Raw genomic sequence first — 13,618 nt, forward strand, 5'->3', positions numbered from 1 at the left:
ACCACGTTCATCATACCTCGCACAGCCAGTATTGATTCACCACTCCCGTTGGCGTTAGTACAATTCCAGGCATTCAGTACAGAATTGAAGCCTTATGCGATGATGTTATGTTGTTCTTTAGCCGCTTGAGTTTGAGCACTGCGGGCCAGCGCTTTCTCTTCATCGTAGTGAGAGCCATAGCCAGCAAGAATAGTCGTCGCGGCAAACAACAACATTAATTGACGATATTGGTTGTCTGTATTCGTAATTTTATCCATTTAGAACAATGAAATACCATGTTCATTTATAATCAAACACTAACAGAGATAATGGCTGGTGTGATTTTGCACCAACCATTTTATGTTTCCGGCGGCTGATGCTCTCGGCAAATCAGCAATGAATCGTCTTCACTCAATCTCTCTTTCGTCAGATTACAAAATCCCTGACCATCAATTTTTTGGTGGAAGCGACAGCTATGGCAAAGTCCAAAGCCAGGCACATTGTTGGTCCTCTGGATCCCGCGTAAAAGTTCAAACAGTAGCTCCTTAAGTACAGTCGCGCGTTCACCCATCGCCGTTTCACCCGCCACCAAAAACGTTGGCGGGAGCAGGGCGTCCAGTAACGTACCGGCTGATTCAGTTAACTGTAAATGTACGCTGCGTTTATCGCGGGCATCCTGCTTACGAACAATCAGTCCTTTGCTTTCTAGCAGCTTCAGCGATTGCGATACGGTGCCTTTGGTGAGGCCAAGGTAGTCCGTTACGCCAAGCGGCGTATTGGAATAACGGTTGCAACGGGCCAGATACATTAACGCGCTGAGTTGTACTGGCTGTAGATCCGCCAGTAAAGGATGCTGGCGAAACCACATCCTTGTCAGGCTGGAAAGCCGGTCAAGTACGTCGAAAAGTGACATGTCGGGCATAACAAATCCTCCTCGGCATATAGTATCGATTAAAAACTATATTGACAAAGGGTAAAAGCAGCGTAGCATGAATTATAGTATCGAATCGATACTATAATTTAAAGGAGATGTATCATGACTAAAGCTCGTTTCTATCATGCAGGTTGCCCGGTTTGTGTTTCCGCAGAACAGACACTTCTGCAGCATTTGTCTGCGGATGTTGAAATCGATGTGGTTCATCTGGGAGAGCAACCTGATCGGGTTGCTGAGGCTGAAGTGGCTGGAGTGAAATCTGTTCCGGCGCTGGTGATTGACGGCAATGTGCTGCATATTAATTTCGGCGCTCCTATTGAAGCGTTGAAATAGCTGGATAGTTCGGGAAGTTGCGTTGGCGATTTCCCGAATATACAAGACGTTGGGGAAGGTAGCATGATGAAAACGACCGAAGAGTATCACCCGATAGATTGCGATCTTCATGATTATCTGGAAATCGCCTGCATGTACCACTATTGGTTGCGCATTGAACTAACGGATGGCACATGTTTTGATGCTAAAGCGCTGACAACGTGTACCACCGTGGAAAAAGAAGAATTTCTGGTAGTGGAACAATCTGAAAACCAGCAAAAAATCCGTCTGGATTATCTGTCAGCGATCACCGCGCTGACGCCAGGAGCGACGTTTAGCACAGTAAATTTTCAGCGAGTCTACCGCGGTTAGACGGTATAAATTCGAATGTCGTGCGCCTGGAACGCTGTGGCGTACTCTTTGCTGATGTTGTCCTCTACAACAATCACATCGATATTGCTGCTTTCGGTAACGACATATCGGGCGACGGCTGGGATTTTTTCAGCCGTTAGCGCGACGATAGTTTCATTACATTGTTTAATCACCGCTTTTTTGAACTCACAATCCGCATAATCAAATCCCGTTAAGCCGGATTCAGGCGACATCGCGCAGCCGCCAATAAATCCCTGATCGAATAAAATGTCCTGCACTTGTGCGATGGCGGAAGCTCCCACGCACCCACCTGAAGATCTCTGCACCACGCCACCCAGCATAATGACTTCAAACAGCGGTTTTTTTAGCAAAACGGCGGCAATCTCCGGTGAATTTGTCACCACGGTTAACGCCAGTTCGGCGGGCAGAGCTTCTGCCATCGCCAGATTGGTGCTACCCGTGTCGATAAAAATACAGCTTCCAGATTTGACCAGTCGGGCACATCTCTGCGCGATGTTGCTCTTTTTGGCTACATTAATACTCTTGCGCACGTCGATGTCTTCGGATTCAGGGAGTGTAATGACCGCGCCACCATAGACTTTTTTACACACGCCATCTTTGCTCAATTCATGCAAATCACGACGAATTGTGTGTTCAGAAACATCTAATCGGTTAGCAAGTTCAGAACAAATGACCCTGCCGTTTTCTTGCAGGATCTGAAAGATAAGCGCCTGGCGCTGTTCCGGGAATGCGGCGTAATCGAGCATGGATACTCCAGGTGAAATAAACATCGAGCAATAAAGTGCATGATCGTGCATTATGATTAACGATGTCAACATCCCTTACAGGGGCCGTACTATTCTGGATACAACAGGAAGAGGTTCGCTATGAAGATTGCGCATATGGCGTTATGGACACAGGATCTCGAGCAGCAAGCTCGCTTCTGGGTCTCGTTTTTTGACGGCAAGATCAACGAGAAATACCGCAGTAAAACCAATCCTGGGTTTGAATCTTATTTTGTCAAAATTGGCGAGGAAATTGCGATTGAGTTAATGACCAAACCGGGTCTTATCGGGCAGCAACCTGACAATAATCGTTGCGGATGGGTACACCTCGCCATTTCTGTTGGCGGCAATGAAAATGTTGATGCCATTGCAATGCAAGCGCAGGGACAGGGGATATTAGTCTCAGGTCCGCGCACTACTGGCGATGGTTATTACGAAGCGGTGATAAAAGATCCTGACGGCAATTTAATTGAGATTGTGGCGTAAGTCTTCAATCAGTTACCTGCAAATAAAGAGTACCTGCTGCTGATTATTGATGAGCACAGCTCATAAGTTTGTCCTTCTTTTCCTCTCTAATCACCGACACGTCGAGTCTCTATAATTTTACTGTTTTCAGCCCCCGGTGGTGCAATGTTGCCACCGTTTTGGAGAGTCGAATATGCAATACCAACTGGATGCCAGACAACAGGCAATCATTCCCATTGCGGCATTCACTGCCACAGGACAGATGGAAAAGCTGGACGTCGCGCTCAACGCCGGACTGGATGCGGGACTCACGCTCAATGAAGTAAAAGAGATCCTGCTACAGCTCTACGCATACTGCGGTTTCCCTCGCAGCCTGAACGGTCTGTCCTGCTTTATGTCGGTGGTGAAAAGTCGAAGCGAGAAAGGGCTTTCAGACGACGAAGGTAGAACGGCCACGCCGCCACCTGCAGACTGGAACAGTGTTCAGGCTGGGAGCCTGACTCAGACGCAACTGGTTGGACAGCCTGTAAGCGGTCCGCTGTTTGACTTTGCACCCGCTATTGATGTCTGGCTTAAAGCACATCTGTTTGGCGATATTTTTCAGCGAGATGTACTTGACTGGCAGGACCGTGAATGGGCGACCGTTTCGGCGCTGGCCGTTCTGGGCGGCGTTAACAGCCAACTGAAAAGCCATTTTGCGATATGCCTTAACATCGGGATCCTCCCTGAGCAACTCAGTGAGTTTATTACGATACTCGAACAGCACTGTGGAGCCGGGATTGGGGAAAATGCCCGTACGGTTCTTGATGAATGTCTGGTATGAACACCGCGGACATTATCCATACTGGAGTCACTATGAACGAACAATTTGATGGTAACAGCGTCTTTCCACGTGGAGAGAAAAATGAAGCGTATGCGAAGTATTTCACTGGCGACAGCTATCTGACCATGCTCTCCATGGAAGGCGTGGTAATTGGCAATGTCGCATTTGAACCGGGTTGTCGTAACTTCTGGCATGTTCATCATGAGGGTGGACAAATATTGCTGGTGACCGGTGGCAGAGGCTGGTATCAGGAGTGGAATAAACCGGCACGTGAGCTGAAAACCGGCGATGTCGTGCACATTCCGGCGGGAATGAAACACTGGCACGGCGCCGCGCGTGATAGTTGGTTTGCCCATATCGCCGTGGAAATCCCGGCCCCTGGCGCGTCGAACGAATGGCTGGAACCGGTTAGCGACGCTGAGTACAACCTGCTGCCCTGAACTATGCTGGTTCTGGTAACACCTAATCCCTGAGGAGATCTCAATGGTCATGAATGTGAAGGGTTATGCTGCTCTGGCGGTGAAAGAAGATTTAGTCCCCCATAATTTTGTTCGTCGCGATCCGCGTGAAGATGATGTGGTTATCGATATTTTATACAGCGGTGTATGCCACTCGGATATTCACAACGCCTACAACGATTGGGGCGGTGCTAAATATCCGATGGTACCAGGGCATGAGATCATTGGCCGCGTGGTGCATGTTGGTAAGTCGGTAACAAAATTCAAAGTGGGCGATCTCGCAGGGGTCGGCTGCATGGTTGATTCGTGTCAACACTGTAGCGCCTGCGAGCAGGGGCTAGAGCAGTATTGCGAAGAAGGTAACACGCTAACGTATAACGATATCGACCGTCATGACGGTCTGCCTACTTTCGGCGGCTATTCTGACAAAATTGTCGTTACCGAAAAGTTTGTGGTGAAGGTCCCTGAAGGGATCGATTTACGCGGTGCGGCGCCGCTGCTTTGCGCCGGGATCACAACATGGTCGCCTCTGCGCCACTGGCAGGTAGGCGAGGGCAGTAAAGTCGCGGTTGTCGGTCTGGGTGGACTAGGGCATATGGCAATCAAACTTGCTAATGCGCTGGGCGCGGAAGTTACGCTGTTTACGCGTTCACCGGGCAAAGAAGCTGATGCCAGACGTTTGGGTGCCAGTCACGTTGTGCTTTCCACTGACAGTGAACAGATGAAAGCGACAGCGAATCAGTTTGATCTGATTATCGATACTGTGCCCTACGTTCATGACCTGAACCCTTATATCCCAACCCTGGCGCTAAGCGGTACGCTGGTGCTGGTCGGTTATCTTGGTGCGTTGGATCCGTTTCTGAATACGGTTCCCCTGATCCTTGGGCGTAGGTCTGTGGCGGGTTCAGTTATCGGCGGCATTGCTGAAACGCAGGAGATGATGGATTTTTGCGGTCAGCATGGTATTACCGCCGATGTCGAAGTGATCGATATTCAGGATATTAATCGTGCCTGGCAGCGGATGTTGAAAAGCGATGTGAAATACCGCTTTGTAATTGATATTTCCTCATTGAAATAAGTACAAAAAAGACGCGGATTTCCGCGTCTTTTCTTTTGTTAGTGTGTCGATGGCGATGCTTCAGGATTATCCATATACAGCGTCTGGCTGGGGAATGCAAAGTCGGCGCCGTTTGCCTGGACTATCGTGATAATCTTTAAATAAACGTCTTGCTGTACCGCGAGCCATTCCTTCCAGACGGTGGTTTTCGTGAAGCAATACACCATGATATTCAACGATGAATCGGCAAATTCATTAAAATAGACCAACAGAGTTTGTTTCTGGTCTATTCCAGGATGGCTTTGCAGCATTTCTCTGACCGACTCGACAACGGCACCGACTTTATCGGCATCCTCATATCGTAACCCGATCACCGTTTTAATTCGCCGGTTGGTCATGCGCCCTGGGTTTTCTACGCTGATGGAGGAGAAAATCGAGTTTGGCACATACAACGGACGATGGTCGAAGGTGTTTATTTTAGTCATTCGCCAGCCAATTTCTGCTACCGTGCCTTCAATATTGCGGTCCGGGGAGCGGATCCAATCGCCTATGCTAAACGGTCTGTCGAAATAGAGCATAATGCCTGAGAAAAAGTTGCTCAGAATATCTTTCCCCGCCATACCCACTGCGATACCGCCAATACCGCCAAAGGTTAACAGACCGGATAAGCTCATACCGAAGTGTTCGCCATACAGTAAAATGATGGCAACCACGATGGTAATCTTGATGATACGCGACAGGATCCTCGCGCTGGTGATATCTCTGCCTTTATTAATCTGCGTCTTTTCAAACTGATTAATCACCAGAAAAAGTTTGATGGTCAGGATCAACGCAATCAACGAGGTGCAGATAAAGTCGACCACGCTGGGGGAGATAAATTTCAGGCTGTAACTTTCGATAACGTTATTAGCAATGCTGCCAAACGTCCCAATGATAATGGCATAGACAAAAAATTGTGCGGCATGAAATATGAATCCTTTGCAGCGACGCTCTCCACGATGATACCAGACGCTCATCAGGACCAGCGCGGCACAGCAGCTAAGAATTACCGTCAAATTAAACGCATTATTCATAAACAGTTCAGCGATCATGATTCTTCCTGGCAACTCCGTGTTAGCTAAATATCATCTGACATCCTAATCCCCAGATATTTTACTCAGTTAAGGCGGTCAGATCATTAATCAAAAGGAGAGATAAATAATGCAATCAGCGCTATTTTCAGCGAAATAACGCTGACGTCAACCCTGTATGCGGTTTATGTAGCAGACAGTCAGTTGATGTCATGGTATTGTTAGCGCAAAGTAACAAGGTTTTTCATTTGCAAAAGGACAGTACTATGATCATGGCTAAGCTGAAAACAGCGAAGGGACGGAAGTTTCTGTTGTGTCTGCTTGGGGTGTTTATTATCGCAGCGTCGGTCGTGACGCGAGCGACGATCGGTGGCGTTATTGAACAGTATGACATTCCGCTATCCGACTGGACCGCTTCAATGTACGCCATTCAATCTGCAATGATTTGTGTCTACAGCATGGTGTTTACGATTCTGTTGGCTATCCCGCTTGGTATCTATTTCCTCGGCGGTGAGGAGCAACACTAGGCGTTTAAAATGCCGGATGATATCGCCATCCGGCATTTCATTGTGTGGTTAATCGTCTTCTTCGTCGTCCAGTTCAACTGGCGTCTGATATTCATCCGGCTTGATGACCAGCAGGTCACAGCGTAGATGATCGATAACCTGTTCCGCGGTATTACCAAGAAACGCAGCAGAAATACCGGTACGTCCGACGGTCCCCAATACCACAATACCCGCCTGCAAGTGCTCGGCTAAATCAGGAATGACCTCTTCAGGTAAGCCTTTTTCAACGTGCGTCACTTTCTCATCAATACTGAATTTCTGGCGTAGTGCCTTCATGGCCAGCAGATGCTGTCCACGGATTGCGTCGTTATAAACGCTGGGATCAAATTCAGGCAGTTCAATCGCGATGTTGATTGGTGTGACAGGGTAGGCGCCAACCAGATGCACTTCGGTATGGTTAACCTGTTCTGCAAGCTGTAGCGTCTCTTTAACCAGTTTTTCATTGAGCGCGTTGTGATAAGCCTCTTCACTGGCGAGGTTTACGGCAACCAGTGCTTTACCCCCTTCAGGCCATGGCTGGTCTTTCACCATCCATACCGGACTTGGACATTTACGCAATAAATGCCAGTCGGTTGGCGTAAATATTACGGCTTCGAGGCGGTCGTGTTGGTGCGCCATCTTGAGGACCAGGTCATGCCTGGCGCTGATGACTTCCTGGATGATGGCTTCAAAGGGTCGGTTATGCCAGACCACTTTAATATCCAGAGGGATCCCTGCTTCGATATAGTATTTCGCTTGTTCACGTATCCATGCAGTTCGCTGGCTGATGACCCCCTGACGCATTGCCGTACGCTCATCAGGCGACAGCAGGGTAGTCATCTCATAGGAAAAGTCATAGATCGGCAAAAAGGCTTTAATTTTGCCACCAATCCGTTGATGCAAATAAACAGCTCGCCGTAATGCTGGTTGATCGTCCTGGTTAGGGTCGATGACGACCAGCATATTTTTATACATAGCCATACAGGGTCTCCTTACAACTGTCATCGCAGTTTGTAACTAAAAGAGTAACCCAATAATGTGGTTTGAAACAGGGAATAACCTCCTGCCAGATCAATAAATCGGGAAAATTTAGCGATTTGACAGAAGGATAACAGAGAGGCTTGCGGAAAGATTACGCAACGTTACGCGTGTGGCCGGCAAGAACTGCCAGCGCGTCGCTGTTCTCAATAGTGATATATTTGCCTTTAACCGCCAGCATGCCGCTTTTCTGGAAACGACCCAGCAGGCGGCTGATGGTTTCAACCGTCAGACCGAGGTAATTACCGATGTCGCCACGGGTCATGGTCAGGCGGAATTCACGAGGCGAGAACCCACGCTGGGCGAAGCGACGAGACAGATTGTAGATAAAGGCCGCCAGGCGCTCTTCAGCGTTTTTCTTCGACAGCAACAGGATCATATCCTGGTCGCCTTTGATTTCGCCACTCATCAGACGCATCATCTGCTGACGCAGGTTCGGCATCTTACCGGACAGGTCATCAAGGGTTTCGAAAGGAATTTCGCATACCATTGAGGTTTCCAACGCCTGAGCAAAGCTCGGGTGATGGCCGCTGCCAATGGCGTCAAAACCTACCAGGTCACCCGCCAGATGGAAACCGGTAATTTGCTCATCGCCTTGTTCGGTAATGGTATAGCTTTTTATCGTTCCGGAGCGGATAGCGTAGAGTGATTTAAGCTCATCACCTGCTTTAAAGAGCGTCTGCCCTTTTTGGATAGGCTTTTTGCGCTCGATGATGTTATCGAGCTGGTCAAGCTCATGCTCGTTAAGTGTGAACGGGATGCAAAGCTGGCTGATGCTGCAATCCTGGCAATGGATAGCACAACCGCCAGACTGAATGCGCCGTATAATTCGCTTTTCCGGGATCATAGGTCTGCTCAAGCCGTAATTGATATTTGTCAATTTTAACATCTTTTTGGTGAGCACGTAAGCCTGAGCTACTCCCAATAGAGAATAATTCAGGCATAACTGGAGCGAATGTTTGTATCTGCTTGATTAACCACGCTTAATTTGGGGTCGCATTATGCGGAAGTGTGATGAATAAGGCATTAATTGCCTGGAATCTAGAGTAGCAAATAACCTTCGTGGCGCAATAACCACTCTTTTCGTTGTACACCGCCAGCATATCCGGTCATGGTGCCGTTACGTCCAATGACGCGATGACAGGGGACCACAATGCTTACTGGATTGGAGCCATTAGCTGCGCCGACGGCTCTTGCAGCGCCGGGGCGCCCCAACTGTTCGGCCAACTGACCATAATGCATGATCTGCCCGCAGGGGATAGTGCGTAATGCTTGCCAGACTTCACGCTGGAAAGGCGTCCCAGCGGTTGCCGTTTCCAGCGTGTCAATGATGCTGAGGTTTCCGGCAAAATATTCAGAGAGTTTGTCGCTTAATCCACCAGGATTTTTGGCGGCAATGCGCTGATAACCTTCTGTACGGTAATGAATATCAAGCAATTGTTCCATGCGATCGCTGTGCTGATCCCATTCCACTGCGCGCAGGCGAAATTGCTCATCACAAATAACCCACAGCGGGCCCAGCGGCGTGTCGATGGTGTCTTCCAGTAAGTTAAGCATCCGTTTCTCTCATTACAGCATTCAGGCGAGGCTACACATTATCACGCCAGTGACCGTCGCAGCTATACCCCTAAAAACGGATATCAACTTGTCGTGGGTAGATCGGTTCAGCGCGGAGGATCCGGTTAATTATTGGAAATAATCGTAAACCGTTACCGGTACAGTTGTCGGTATAATAGTGCGCGGTTATGATAATGCCCGTCGCAATACGCTGGAGGATGAAACATGAACCTTGATGATGCATCGCTGTTTCTTGACGCAATGGGGGATGTTCAACCGCTGAAACACCATGCCGATGTGCACTGGCAGCCCATGCGCAATCTTCGCACTCCGGCGCGTATCGATACGCTACAACTGGATAATTATCTCTCGACGGGATTTCTCGATATTGTCCCGTTGAATGTGCCGCTCGAGTTTCGTCGCGAAGGTTTACAGAACGGCGTGACTGACAAGCTGCGAAACGGAAAATACCCGCAGCAGGCGAGCCTTAATCTTATTCGCCAACCTGTTGAAACATGTCGCCAGATGCTCTTTAGCTTTATTCTGCAGGCGCAGCAGGAAGGGTTGCGTAACGTGCTGGTGATACACGGCAAGGGACGTGACGATAACTCCCATGCCAATATTGTTCGCAGCTACGTGGCGCGCTGGTTGACGGAATTTGACGACGTGCAAGCATACTGCGCCGCACTGCCGCATCACGGCGGCAGCGGGGCATGTTATGTGGCATTGCGTAAAACCGCACAGGCAAAACAGGACAACTGGGAGCGTCACGCTAAACGTAGTCGCTGAACGACGTAAACATCAGGCGGCCAGCACTCTGTTCCTGCCTTCGTTCTTGGCTTTGTACAACGCGTCGTCAACGCGTTTGAATAACTCATCGATGCTTTCGTTTGTTTCGTGCCGAGCTACGCCAATGCTGACGGTAAAGCGGGGAAGGCCCGGGAGAGTCACTTTGGCCACCGTCGCCCGTATCACTTCTGCGAGATTGAGGGCAATATCTAACGAGGTTCGCGGCAGCAGCAGCACAAATTCTTCACCTCCCCAGCGAAAAATCAGATCATCCTTTCTTGCACAGGATTCAAGTGTGCGTGCCAGAGCGCAAAGTACTTCATCACCTTTTAAATGACCAAAAAGATCGTTAATGCTTTTAAAGCGATCGGTGTCGATCAACAGCAGGCTGTAATCCTGTGTCAATGACATCGCGTGGGTCTGTTCCGGCTCGGTTACCTGATAAAAATGTCGGCGGTTAAGCAATCCCGTTAAGGCGTCACGCAGGGCCGCACGCTCAAGCTCCTGTTCCAGCCGCTTTTGCTCGGTAATATCATGAATAATGCACAGCATGAGCTTATTACCGTAGATTTCGATTGGCCCGGCGTAGGTTTGTACGTGACGGGATGTGCCGTCTGCCAGTTTATGCACAAAATGCAAAGGTTTATGGCCACCGGGAAGATGGGCGATTTCATGCATCACCGGGAGTATATGACGGCCCAGCGTATTGATTTCCCATGTATGTTTCTGGCACATCGTATCATGGCTATAGCCATAAAAATTTAGCGCACTGAGATTTGCATCAACGATAAGCCCATCACGGGACGGATCGATAAGCAACATTGGGGCCGAGTTAGTCTGGAAAAAACGCGCGTAAAATCCCTGTTTTTTTCGCTGATAATTCGCTGAACGGCTCGCTTTCAGACCTTGCGAAGTCGGTGTTTCAATGCCTTCGAAAAGAATAACGTCACCTGATTCCGGCAGAGAGCGGATGGAGAGGCGGCTGGCCATCGCGACGTCTTCACCTTCGCGGCAAACCGTAAGGATTTCTACAATGTCGTGATGATTTCTCAAATCGCTGAGATACATGGTTAAATCATTCTGGGCATGAGTTGAAAATATGCCCTTGCGGAGTAGAGAAAAGCAGGGGGCCTGCATCAGTTCCCGTGCAATGGTATTAGCGAACACCAGTTCTTCGGTATGCGGCGAAACAATCCACACCGGCAGGGTTAATAAATCCAGTGAATGCAGCTCGGTTGTGCTCATCGATAATCCCGTTATCTTTATCTGCTGTGTTGCCCGTTTAATGGCATCTGTTTTTTATATTACAGTCTCATAATGTTATTGATTGTTGAGGAGACAAAGACTGTACGATTCGCTGCTGCTTAATGTTACTTTCCGTTGGAATCAATTCATGGATCTGATGCGCAGGCAACGGTTTTGCAAACAAGAAACCTTGCAGCACGCCACATCCCATCTGGGTCAGGAGTATTTCCTGCTCCTGGGTCTCTATTCCTTCAGCCACCACTTGCATATTCATGGAGTGGGCTATGTCAATAATAGTAGACACAATCTTTGTATTTTTGCTGTTCTCGCTGATGTCTTTGACAAATACTCTGTCAATTTTTAATTTCCGTGCCGGAAGAGACTTCAACATCAATATATTTGAATAACCGGTACCGAAATCATCAATAGAAACGGTGATCCCTAAAGCTGAAAATGCATTTAAAACTTCAGCGCTACGTTTTAAATTTTTAAGTGCTGTACTTTCAGTCAATTCCAGCGTGAGATATGCAGGTGATAGTTGATATTGTGCAAGGGCGCTGCAAACCACATCAACGATGTCATGTTGTTCAAACTGGGAAGGGGAAAGATTAACGGCGAGGGTCCATTCCGCATGGCCCTGTAACTTCCATTGATGTAACTGCTGGCATGCCTGCTGGATAACCCATTTCCCGACCGGAATGATAAGGCCTGTCTCTTCCAGCGCAGGCAGAAACTCTGCGGGTAACAGCATGCCGCGTTCCGGGTGATGCCAGCGTAATAACGCTTCAAAACCGGTCAGGGAATGATCCCCGGCGGTGTATTTGGGTTGGTACCAAAGCTCAAATTGATCGTGTTCCAGTGCTTGTGACAGTTCCTGTAAAAATGTCGGCGGTGTATCGGCGATAGCTTCCATTTCCGGGCTATAAATAGCCCAACCGTTTCTGCCAGCCTGTTTGACATGATACATCGCCATATCAGCCTTTACTTTTAACTCATGCAACGTGGAACCATGTTCAGGATAAATACTGCTTCCCGCACTTAACGAAACCCGAATGGTGTACCCAAACAGCGTGAAAGGATCACCAATCGCAGCGGCAATCCGGGTCAGCAGAGCGGTGATATCCTTTTTATTACAGTCAGGAACCAGAAGAATAAACTCATCTCCCCCCAGCCTCGCCAGCGTCATGGTGTCATCAAGGCAGCTGTAGATTCGCTGCGTACTGGCGATCAGCAACTGATCGCCGATGTGATGTCCCCAGGTATCGTTAACGACTTTGAAGCGATCGAGATCGATGAATACCAGAGCAAATTGATGCTGATGCAGTTTGGAATGCTGCAGACAGGCCTGTAAGCAGGCATCTATCTGTGTGCGATTGGCAAGTCCAGTAAGTGCGTCGAAGTGGACCTGATGCTCAAGCTGGCAGTTAAGTTGATGTAAGTTGTCTGCCAGTCGGGAGGTACGCAGTTGCGAATCCACCATCGACACCACCAGCATGATACCCAAAATAACCAGCGTGACGGCGCAGACCCAGACAGAGAGTTCCAGTGTGCTGAGTCCATTGTGTACCGTGTGTCCAAAATGGGTGAATGTTGCCGCTCCCATCCCGGTGTAATGCATAGAGGCAATCGCCAGCGCCATAATAAGGGCGGCGACAAGCCGATTGATCAGGGCTCGACGGGTATTTTGGCGCAAATGAAACGCCAGCCACAAACCTACACCAGATGCAACGATGGCAATCATCACTGAGAGCAGTATCAGCGAATGACTCCATAGGATGGCAACATGCTCAATGATGGCATACATGCCAACGTAGTGCATGGTGACGACACCGGCGCTTAATATTCCTGTGGCTACGACTAATCGTTTTGTTGAAAGCGTATTACCGGAAATGGCGATATTAATGGCGAGAGTTGCAGAAATGAGCGCAATAAAGAAAGAAAATGCCGTGAGCGAAAAATGGTAATTGATAGGCATACTCATTTTCATGGCCAGCATACCGATAAAATGCATTGACCATATCCCCATCCCTAGCGTAGCCCCGCCAGACAGGCGCCAGAAGGTTGATTCACGTCGATTGGAGATTGCCACCTTGCCCGCACTATCGAGAGCAATAAAAGAGGCAATAAACGCGACAACAAAGGAAATCCCAATCAATACAGGGTCCCACGACACGTTCAACATCATACTA

The 13,618-nt window shown here is 48.7% G+C and carries 17 protein-coding genes; 8 read left to right on the forward strand and 9 right to left on the reverse strand.

The window, feature by feature from the left end:
* Window positions 1-92: 92 nt before the first annotated feature.
* Window positions 93-257 (reverse strand): hypothetical protein, encoded by a 165-nt coding sequence (locus SK38_RS24890; RefSeq protein ID WP_156183241.1) that lies wholly within the window; start codon window positions 255-257, stop codon window positions 93-95.
* An 80-nt stretch (window positions 258-337) separates the two neighbouring features.
* A complete protein-coding gene (locus SK38_RS05155; RefSeq protein ID WP_048235286.1) occupies window positions 338-901 on the reverse strand; it encodes a MarR family winged helix-turn-helix transcriptional regulator in 564 nt (187 codons plus the stop codon).
* A 114-nt stretch (window positions 902-1,015) separates the two neighbouring features.
* Here SK38_RS05155 and SK38_RS05160 point away from each other — a divergent pair, with 114 nt between their 5' ends.
* Both SK38_RS05160 and SK38_RS05165 read left to right on the forward strand, forming a co-directional pair.
* Window positions 1,016-1,246 (forward strand): glutaredoxin family protein, encoded by a 231-nt coding sequence (locus SK38_RS05160; protein ID WP_008784905.1) that lies wholly within the window; start codon window positions 1,016-1,018, stop codon window positions 1,244-1,246.
* Between the two features lie 66 nt (window positions 1,247-1,312).
* Complete coding sequence (locus SK38_RS05165) at window positions 1,313-1,597, forward strand: Rho-binding antiterminator (RefSeq protein WP_048235287.1); 285 nt, start codon at window positions 1,313-1,315, stop codon at window positions 1,595-1,597.
* On the opposite strand, the gene SK38_RS05170 is transcribed toward SK38_RS05165, so the two are convergent.
* Entirely contained in the window at window positions 1,594-2,364 is a 771-nt protein-coding gene (locus SK38_RS05170; protein ID WP_048235288.1) for a DeoR/GlpR family DNA-binding transcription regulator, read from the reverse strand. The genes SK38_RS05165 and SK38_RS05170 overlap by 4 nt on opposite strands.
* Before the next feature lie 120 nt (window positions 2,365-2,484).
* On the opposite strand from SK38_RS05170, the gene SK38_RS05175 reads away from it, so the two are divergent.
* The 4 genes from SK38_RS05175 to SK38_RS05190 all read left to right on the forward strand — a co-directional run bounded on the left by SK38_RS05175 (window position 2,485) and on the right by SK38_RS05190 (window position 5,206).
* Window positions 2,485-2,868 (forward strand): VOC family protein, encoded by a 384-nt coding sequence (locus SK38_RS05175; RefSeq protein WP_048235289.1) that lies wholly within the window; start codon window positions 2,485-2,487, stop codon window positions 2,866-2,868.
* A 172-nt stretch (window positions 2,869-3,040) separates the two neighbouring features.
* Entirely contained in the window at window positions 3,041-3,670 is a 630-nt protein-coding gene (locus tag SK38_RS05180; protein WP_048235290.1) for a carboxymuconolactone decarboxylase family protein, read from the forward strand.
* A 32-nt stretch (window positions 3,671-3,702) separates the two neighbouring features.
* Window positions 3,703-4,110 carry a cupin domain-containing protein gene (locus SK38_RS05185; RefSeq protein ID WP_020996378.1) on the forward strand — a complete coding sequence of 136 codons (408 nt, stop codon included), beginning with the start codon at window positions 3,703-3,705 and terminating at the stop codon, window positions 4,108-4,110.
* A gap of 43 nt (window positions 4,111-4,153) precedes the next feature.
* On the forward strand, window positions 4,154-5,206 hold the full coding sequence (locus SK38_RS05190; protein ID WP_032943579.1) for an NAD(P)-dependent alcohol dehydrogenase: 1,053 nt from the start codon (window positions 4,154-4,156) through the stop codon (window positions 5,204-5,206).
* Between the two features lie 38 nt (window positions 5,207-5,244).
* On the opposite strand, the gene SK38_RS05195 is transcribed toward SK38_RS05190, so the two are convergent.
* Complete coding sequence (locus SK38_RS05195) at window positions 5,245-6,276, reverse strand: mechanosensitive ion channel family protein (RefSeq protein WP_020996379.1); 1,032 nt, start codon at window positions 6,274-6,276, stop codon at window positions 5,245-5,247.
* Between the two features lie 245 nt (window positions 6,277-6,521).
* On the opposite strand from SK38_RS05195, the gene SK38_RS05200 reads away from it, so the two are divergent.
* Window positions 6,522-6,782, forward strand: coding sequence for a DUF2534 family protein (locus tag SK38_RS05200; protein WP_003020403.1), 261 nt, complete (start codon window positions 6,522-6,524; stop codon window positions 6,780-6,782).
* A gap of 48 nt (window positions 6,783-6,830) precedes the next feature.
* On the opposite strand, the gene uspE is transcribed toward SK38_RS05200, so the two are convergent.
* The 3 genes from uspE to ogt all read right to left on the reverse strand — a co-directional run bounded on the left by uspE (window position 6,831) and on the right by ogt (window position 9,395).
* Window positions 6,831-7,781, reverse strand: coding sequence for a universal stress protein UspE (uspE, locus tag SK38_RS05205; protein ID WP_008784897.1), 951 nt, complete (start codon window positions 7,779-7,781; stop codon window positions 6,831-6,833).
* Between the two features lie 151 nt (window positions 7,782-7,932).
* Window positions 7,933-8,685 (reverse strand): fumarate/nitrate reduction transcriptional regulator Fnr, encoded by a 753-nt coding sequence (fnr, locus tag SK38_RS05210; protein WP_003020397.1) that lies wholly within the window; start codon window positions 8,683-8,685, stop codon window positions 7,933-7,935.
* Window positions 8,686-8,879: 194 nt separating this feature from the next.
* Complete coding sequence (gene ogt / locus SK38_RS05215; RefSeq protein WP_048235291.1) at window positions 8,880-9,395, reverse strand: methylated-DNA--[protein]-cysteine S-methyltransferase; 516 nt, start codon at window positions 9,393-9,395, stop codon at window positions 8,880-8,882.
* Window positions 9,396-9,620: 225 nt separating this feature from the next.
* Here ogt and smrA point away from each other — a divergent pair, with 225 nt between their 5' ends.
* Window positions 9,621-10,184 (forward strand): DNA endonuclease SmrA, encoded by a 564-nt coding sequence (smrA, locus tag SK38_RS05220; protein ID WP_048235292.1) that lies wholly within the window; start codon window positions 9,621-9,623, stop codon window positions 10,182-10,184.
* A 12-nt stretch (window positions 10,185-10,196) separates the two neighbouring features.
* On the opposite strand, the gene SK38_RS05225 is transcribed toward smrA, so the two are convergent.
* Window positions 10,197-11,429: a GGDEF domain-containing protein gene (locus SK38_RS05225; RefSeq protein ID WP_048235293.1), complete on the reverse strand. Its 1,233-nt coding sequence runs from the start codon at window positions 11,427-11,429 to the stop codon at window positions 10,197-10,199.
* 67 nt (window positions 11,430-11,496) lie between these two features.
* Window positions 11,497-13,611 (reverse strand): putative bifunctional diguanylate cyclase/phosphodiesterase, encoded by a 2,115-nt coding sequence (locus tag SK38_RS05230; RefSeq protein WP_048235294.1) that lies wholly within the window; start codon window positions 13,609-13,611, stop codon window positions 11,497-11,499.
* Window positions 13,612-13,618: the final 7 nt, after the last annotated feature.

Origin of the sequence: Citrobacter sp. MGH110 (genome assembly GCF_001037515.1) — a bacterium.
Taxonomy (GTDB): Bacteria; Pseudomonadota; Gammaproteobacteria; order Enterobacterales; family Enterobacteriaceae; genus Citrobacter; species Citrobacter portucalensis.

Bases quoted from the DNA above. Each gene is read 5' to 3' on its own strand.
- SK38_RS24890 (WP_156183241.1), bottom strand. From the start codon at position 257: ATGGATAAAATTACGAATACAGACAACCAATATCGTCAATTAATGTTG.
- SK38_RS05190 (WP_032943579.1), top strand. From the start codon at position 4,154: ATGGTCATGAATGTGAAGGGTTATGCTGCTCTGGCGGTGAAAGAAGAT.
- SK38_RS05185 (WP_020996378.1), top strand. From the start codon at position 3,703: ATGAACGAACAATTTGATGGTAACAGCGTCTTTCCACGTGGAGAGAAA.
- uspE (WP_008784897.1), bottom strand. From the start codon at position 7,781: ATGGCTATGTATAAAAATATGCTGGTCGTCATCGACCCTAACCAGGAC.
- SK38_RS05180 (WP_048235290.1), top strand. From the start codon at position 3,041: ATGCAATACCAACTGGATGCCAGACAACAGGCAATCATTCCCATTGCG.
- SK38_RS05230 (WP_048235294.1), bottom strand. From the start codon at position 13,611: ATGTTGAACGTGTCGTGGGACCCTGTATTGATTGGGATTTCCTTTGTT.
- fnr (WP_003020397.1), bottom strand. From the start codon at position 8,685: ATGATCCCGGAAAAGCGAATTATACGGCGCATTCAGTCTGGCGGTTGT.
- SK38_RS05155 (WP_048235286.1), bottom strand. From the start codon at position 901: ATGCCCGACATGTCACTTTTCGACGTACTTGACCGGCTTTCCAGCCTG.
- SK38_RS05195 (WP_020996379.1), bottom strand. From the start codon at position 6,276: ATGATCGCTGAACTGTTTATGAATAATGCGTTTAATTTGACGGTAATT.
- SK38_RS05170 (WP_048235288.1), bottom strand. From the start codon at position 2,364: ATGCTCGATTACGCCGCATTCCCGGAACAGCGCCAGGCGCTTATCTTT.
- SK38_RS05175 (WP_048235289.1), top strand. From the start codon at position 2,485: ATGAAGATTGCGCATATGGCGTTATGGACACAGGATCTCGAGCAGCAA.
- SK38_RS05225 (WP_048235293.1), bottom strand. From the start codon at position 11,429: ATGAGCACAACCGAGCTGCATTCACTGGATTTATTAACCCTGCCGGTG.
- SK38_RS05160 (WP_008784905.1), top strand. From the start codon at position 1,016: ATGACTAAAGCTCGTTTCTATCATGCAGGTTGCCCGGTTTGTGTTTCC.
- smrA (WP_048235292.1), top strand. From the start codon at position 9,621: ATGAACCTTGATGATGCATCGCTGTTTCTTGACGCAATGGGGGATGTT.
- SK38_RS05165 (WP_048235287.1), top strand. From the start codon at position 1,313: ATGAAAACGACCGAAGAGTATCACCCGATAGATTGCGATCTTCATGAT.
- ogt (WP_048235291.1), bottom strand. From the start codon at position 9,395: ATGCTTAACTTACTGGAAGACACCATCGACACGCCGCTGGGCCCGCTG.
- SK38_RS05200 (WP_003020403.1), top strand. From the start codon at position 6,522: ATGATCATGGCTAAGCTGAAAACAGCGAAGGGACGGAAGTTTCTGTTG.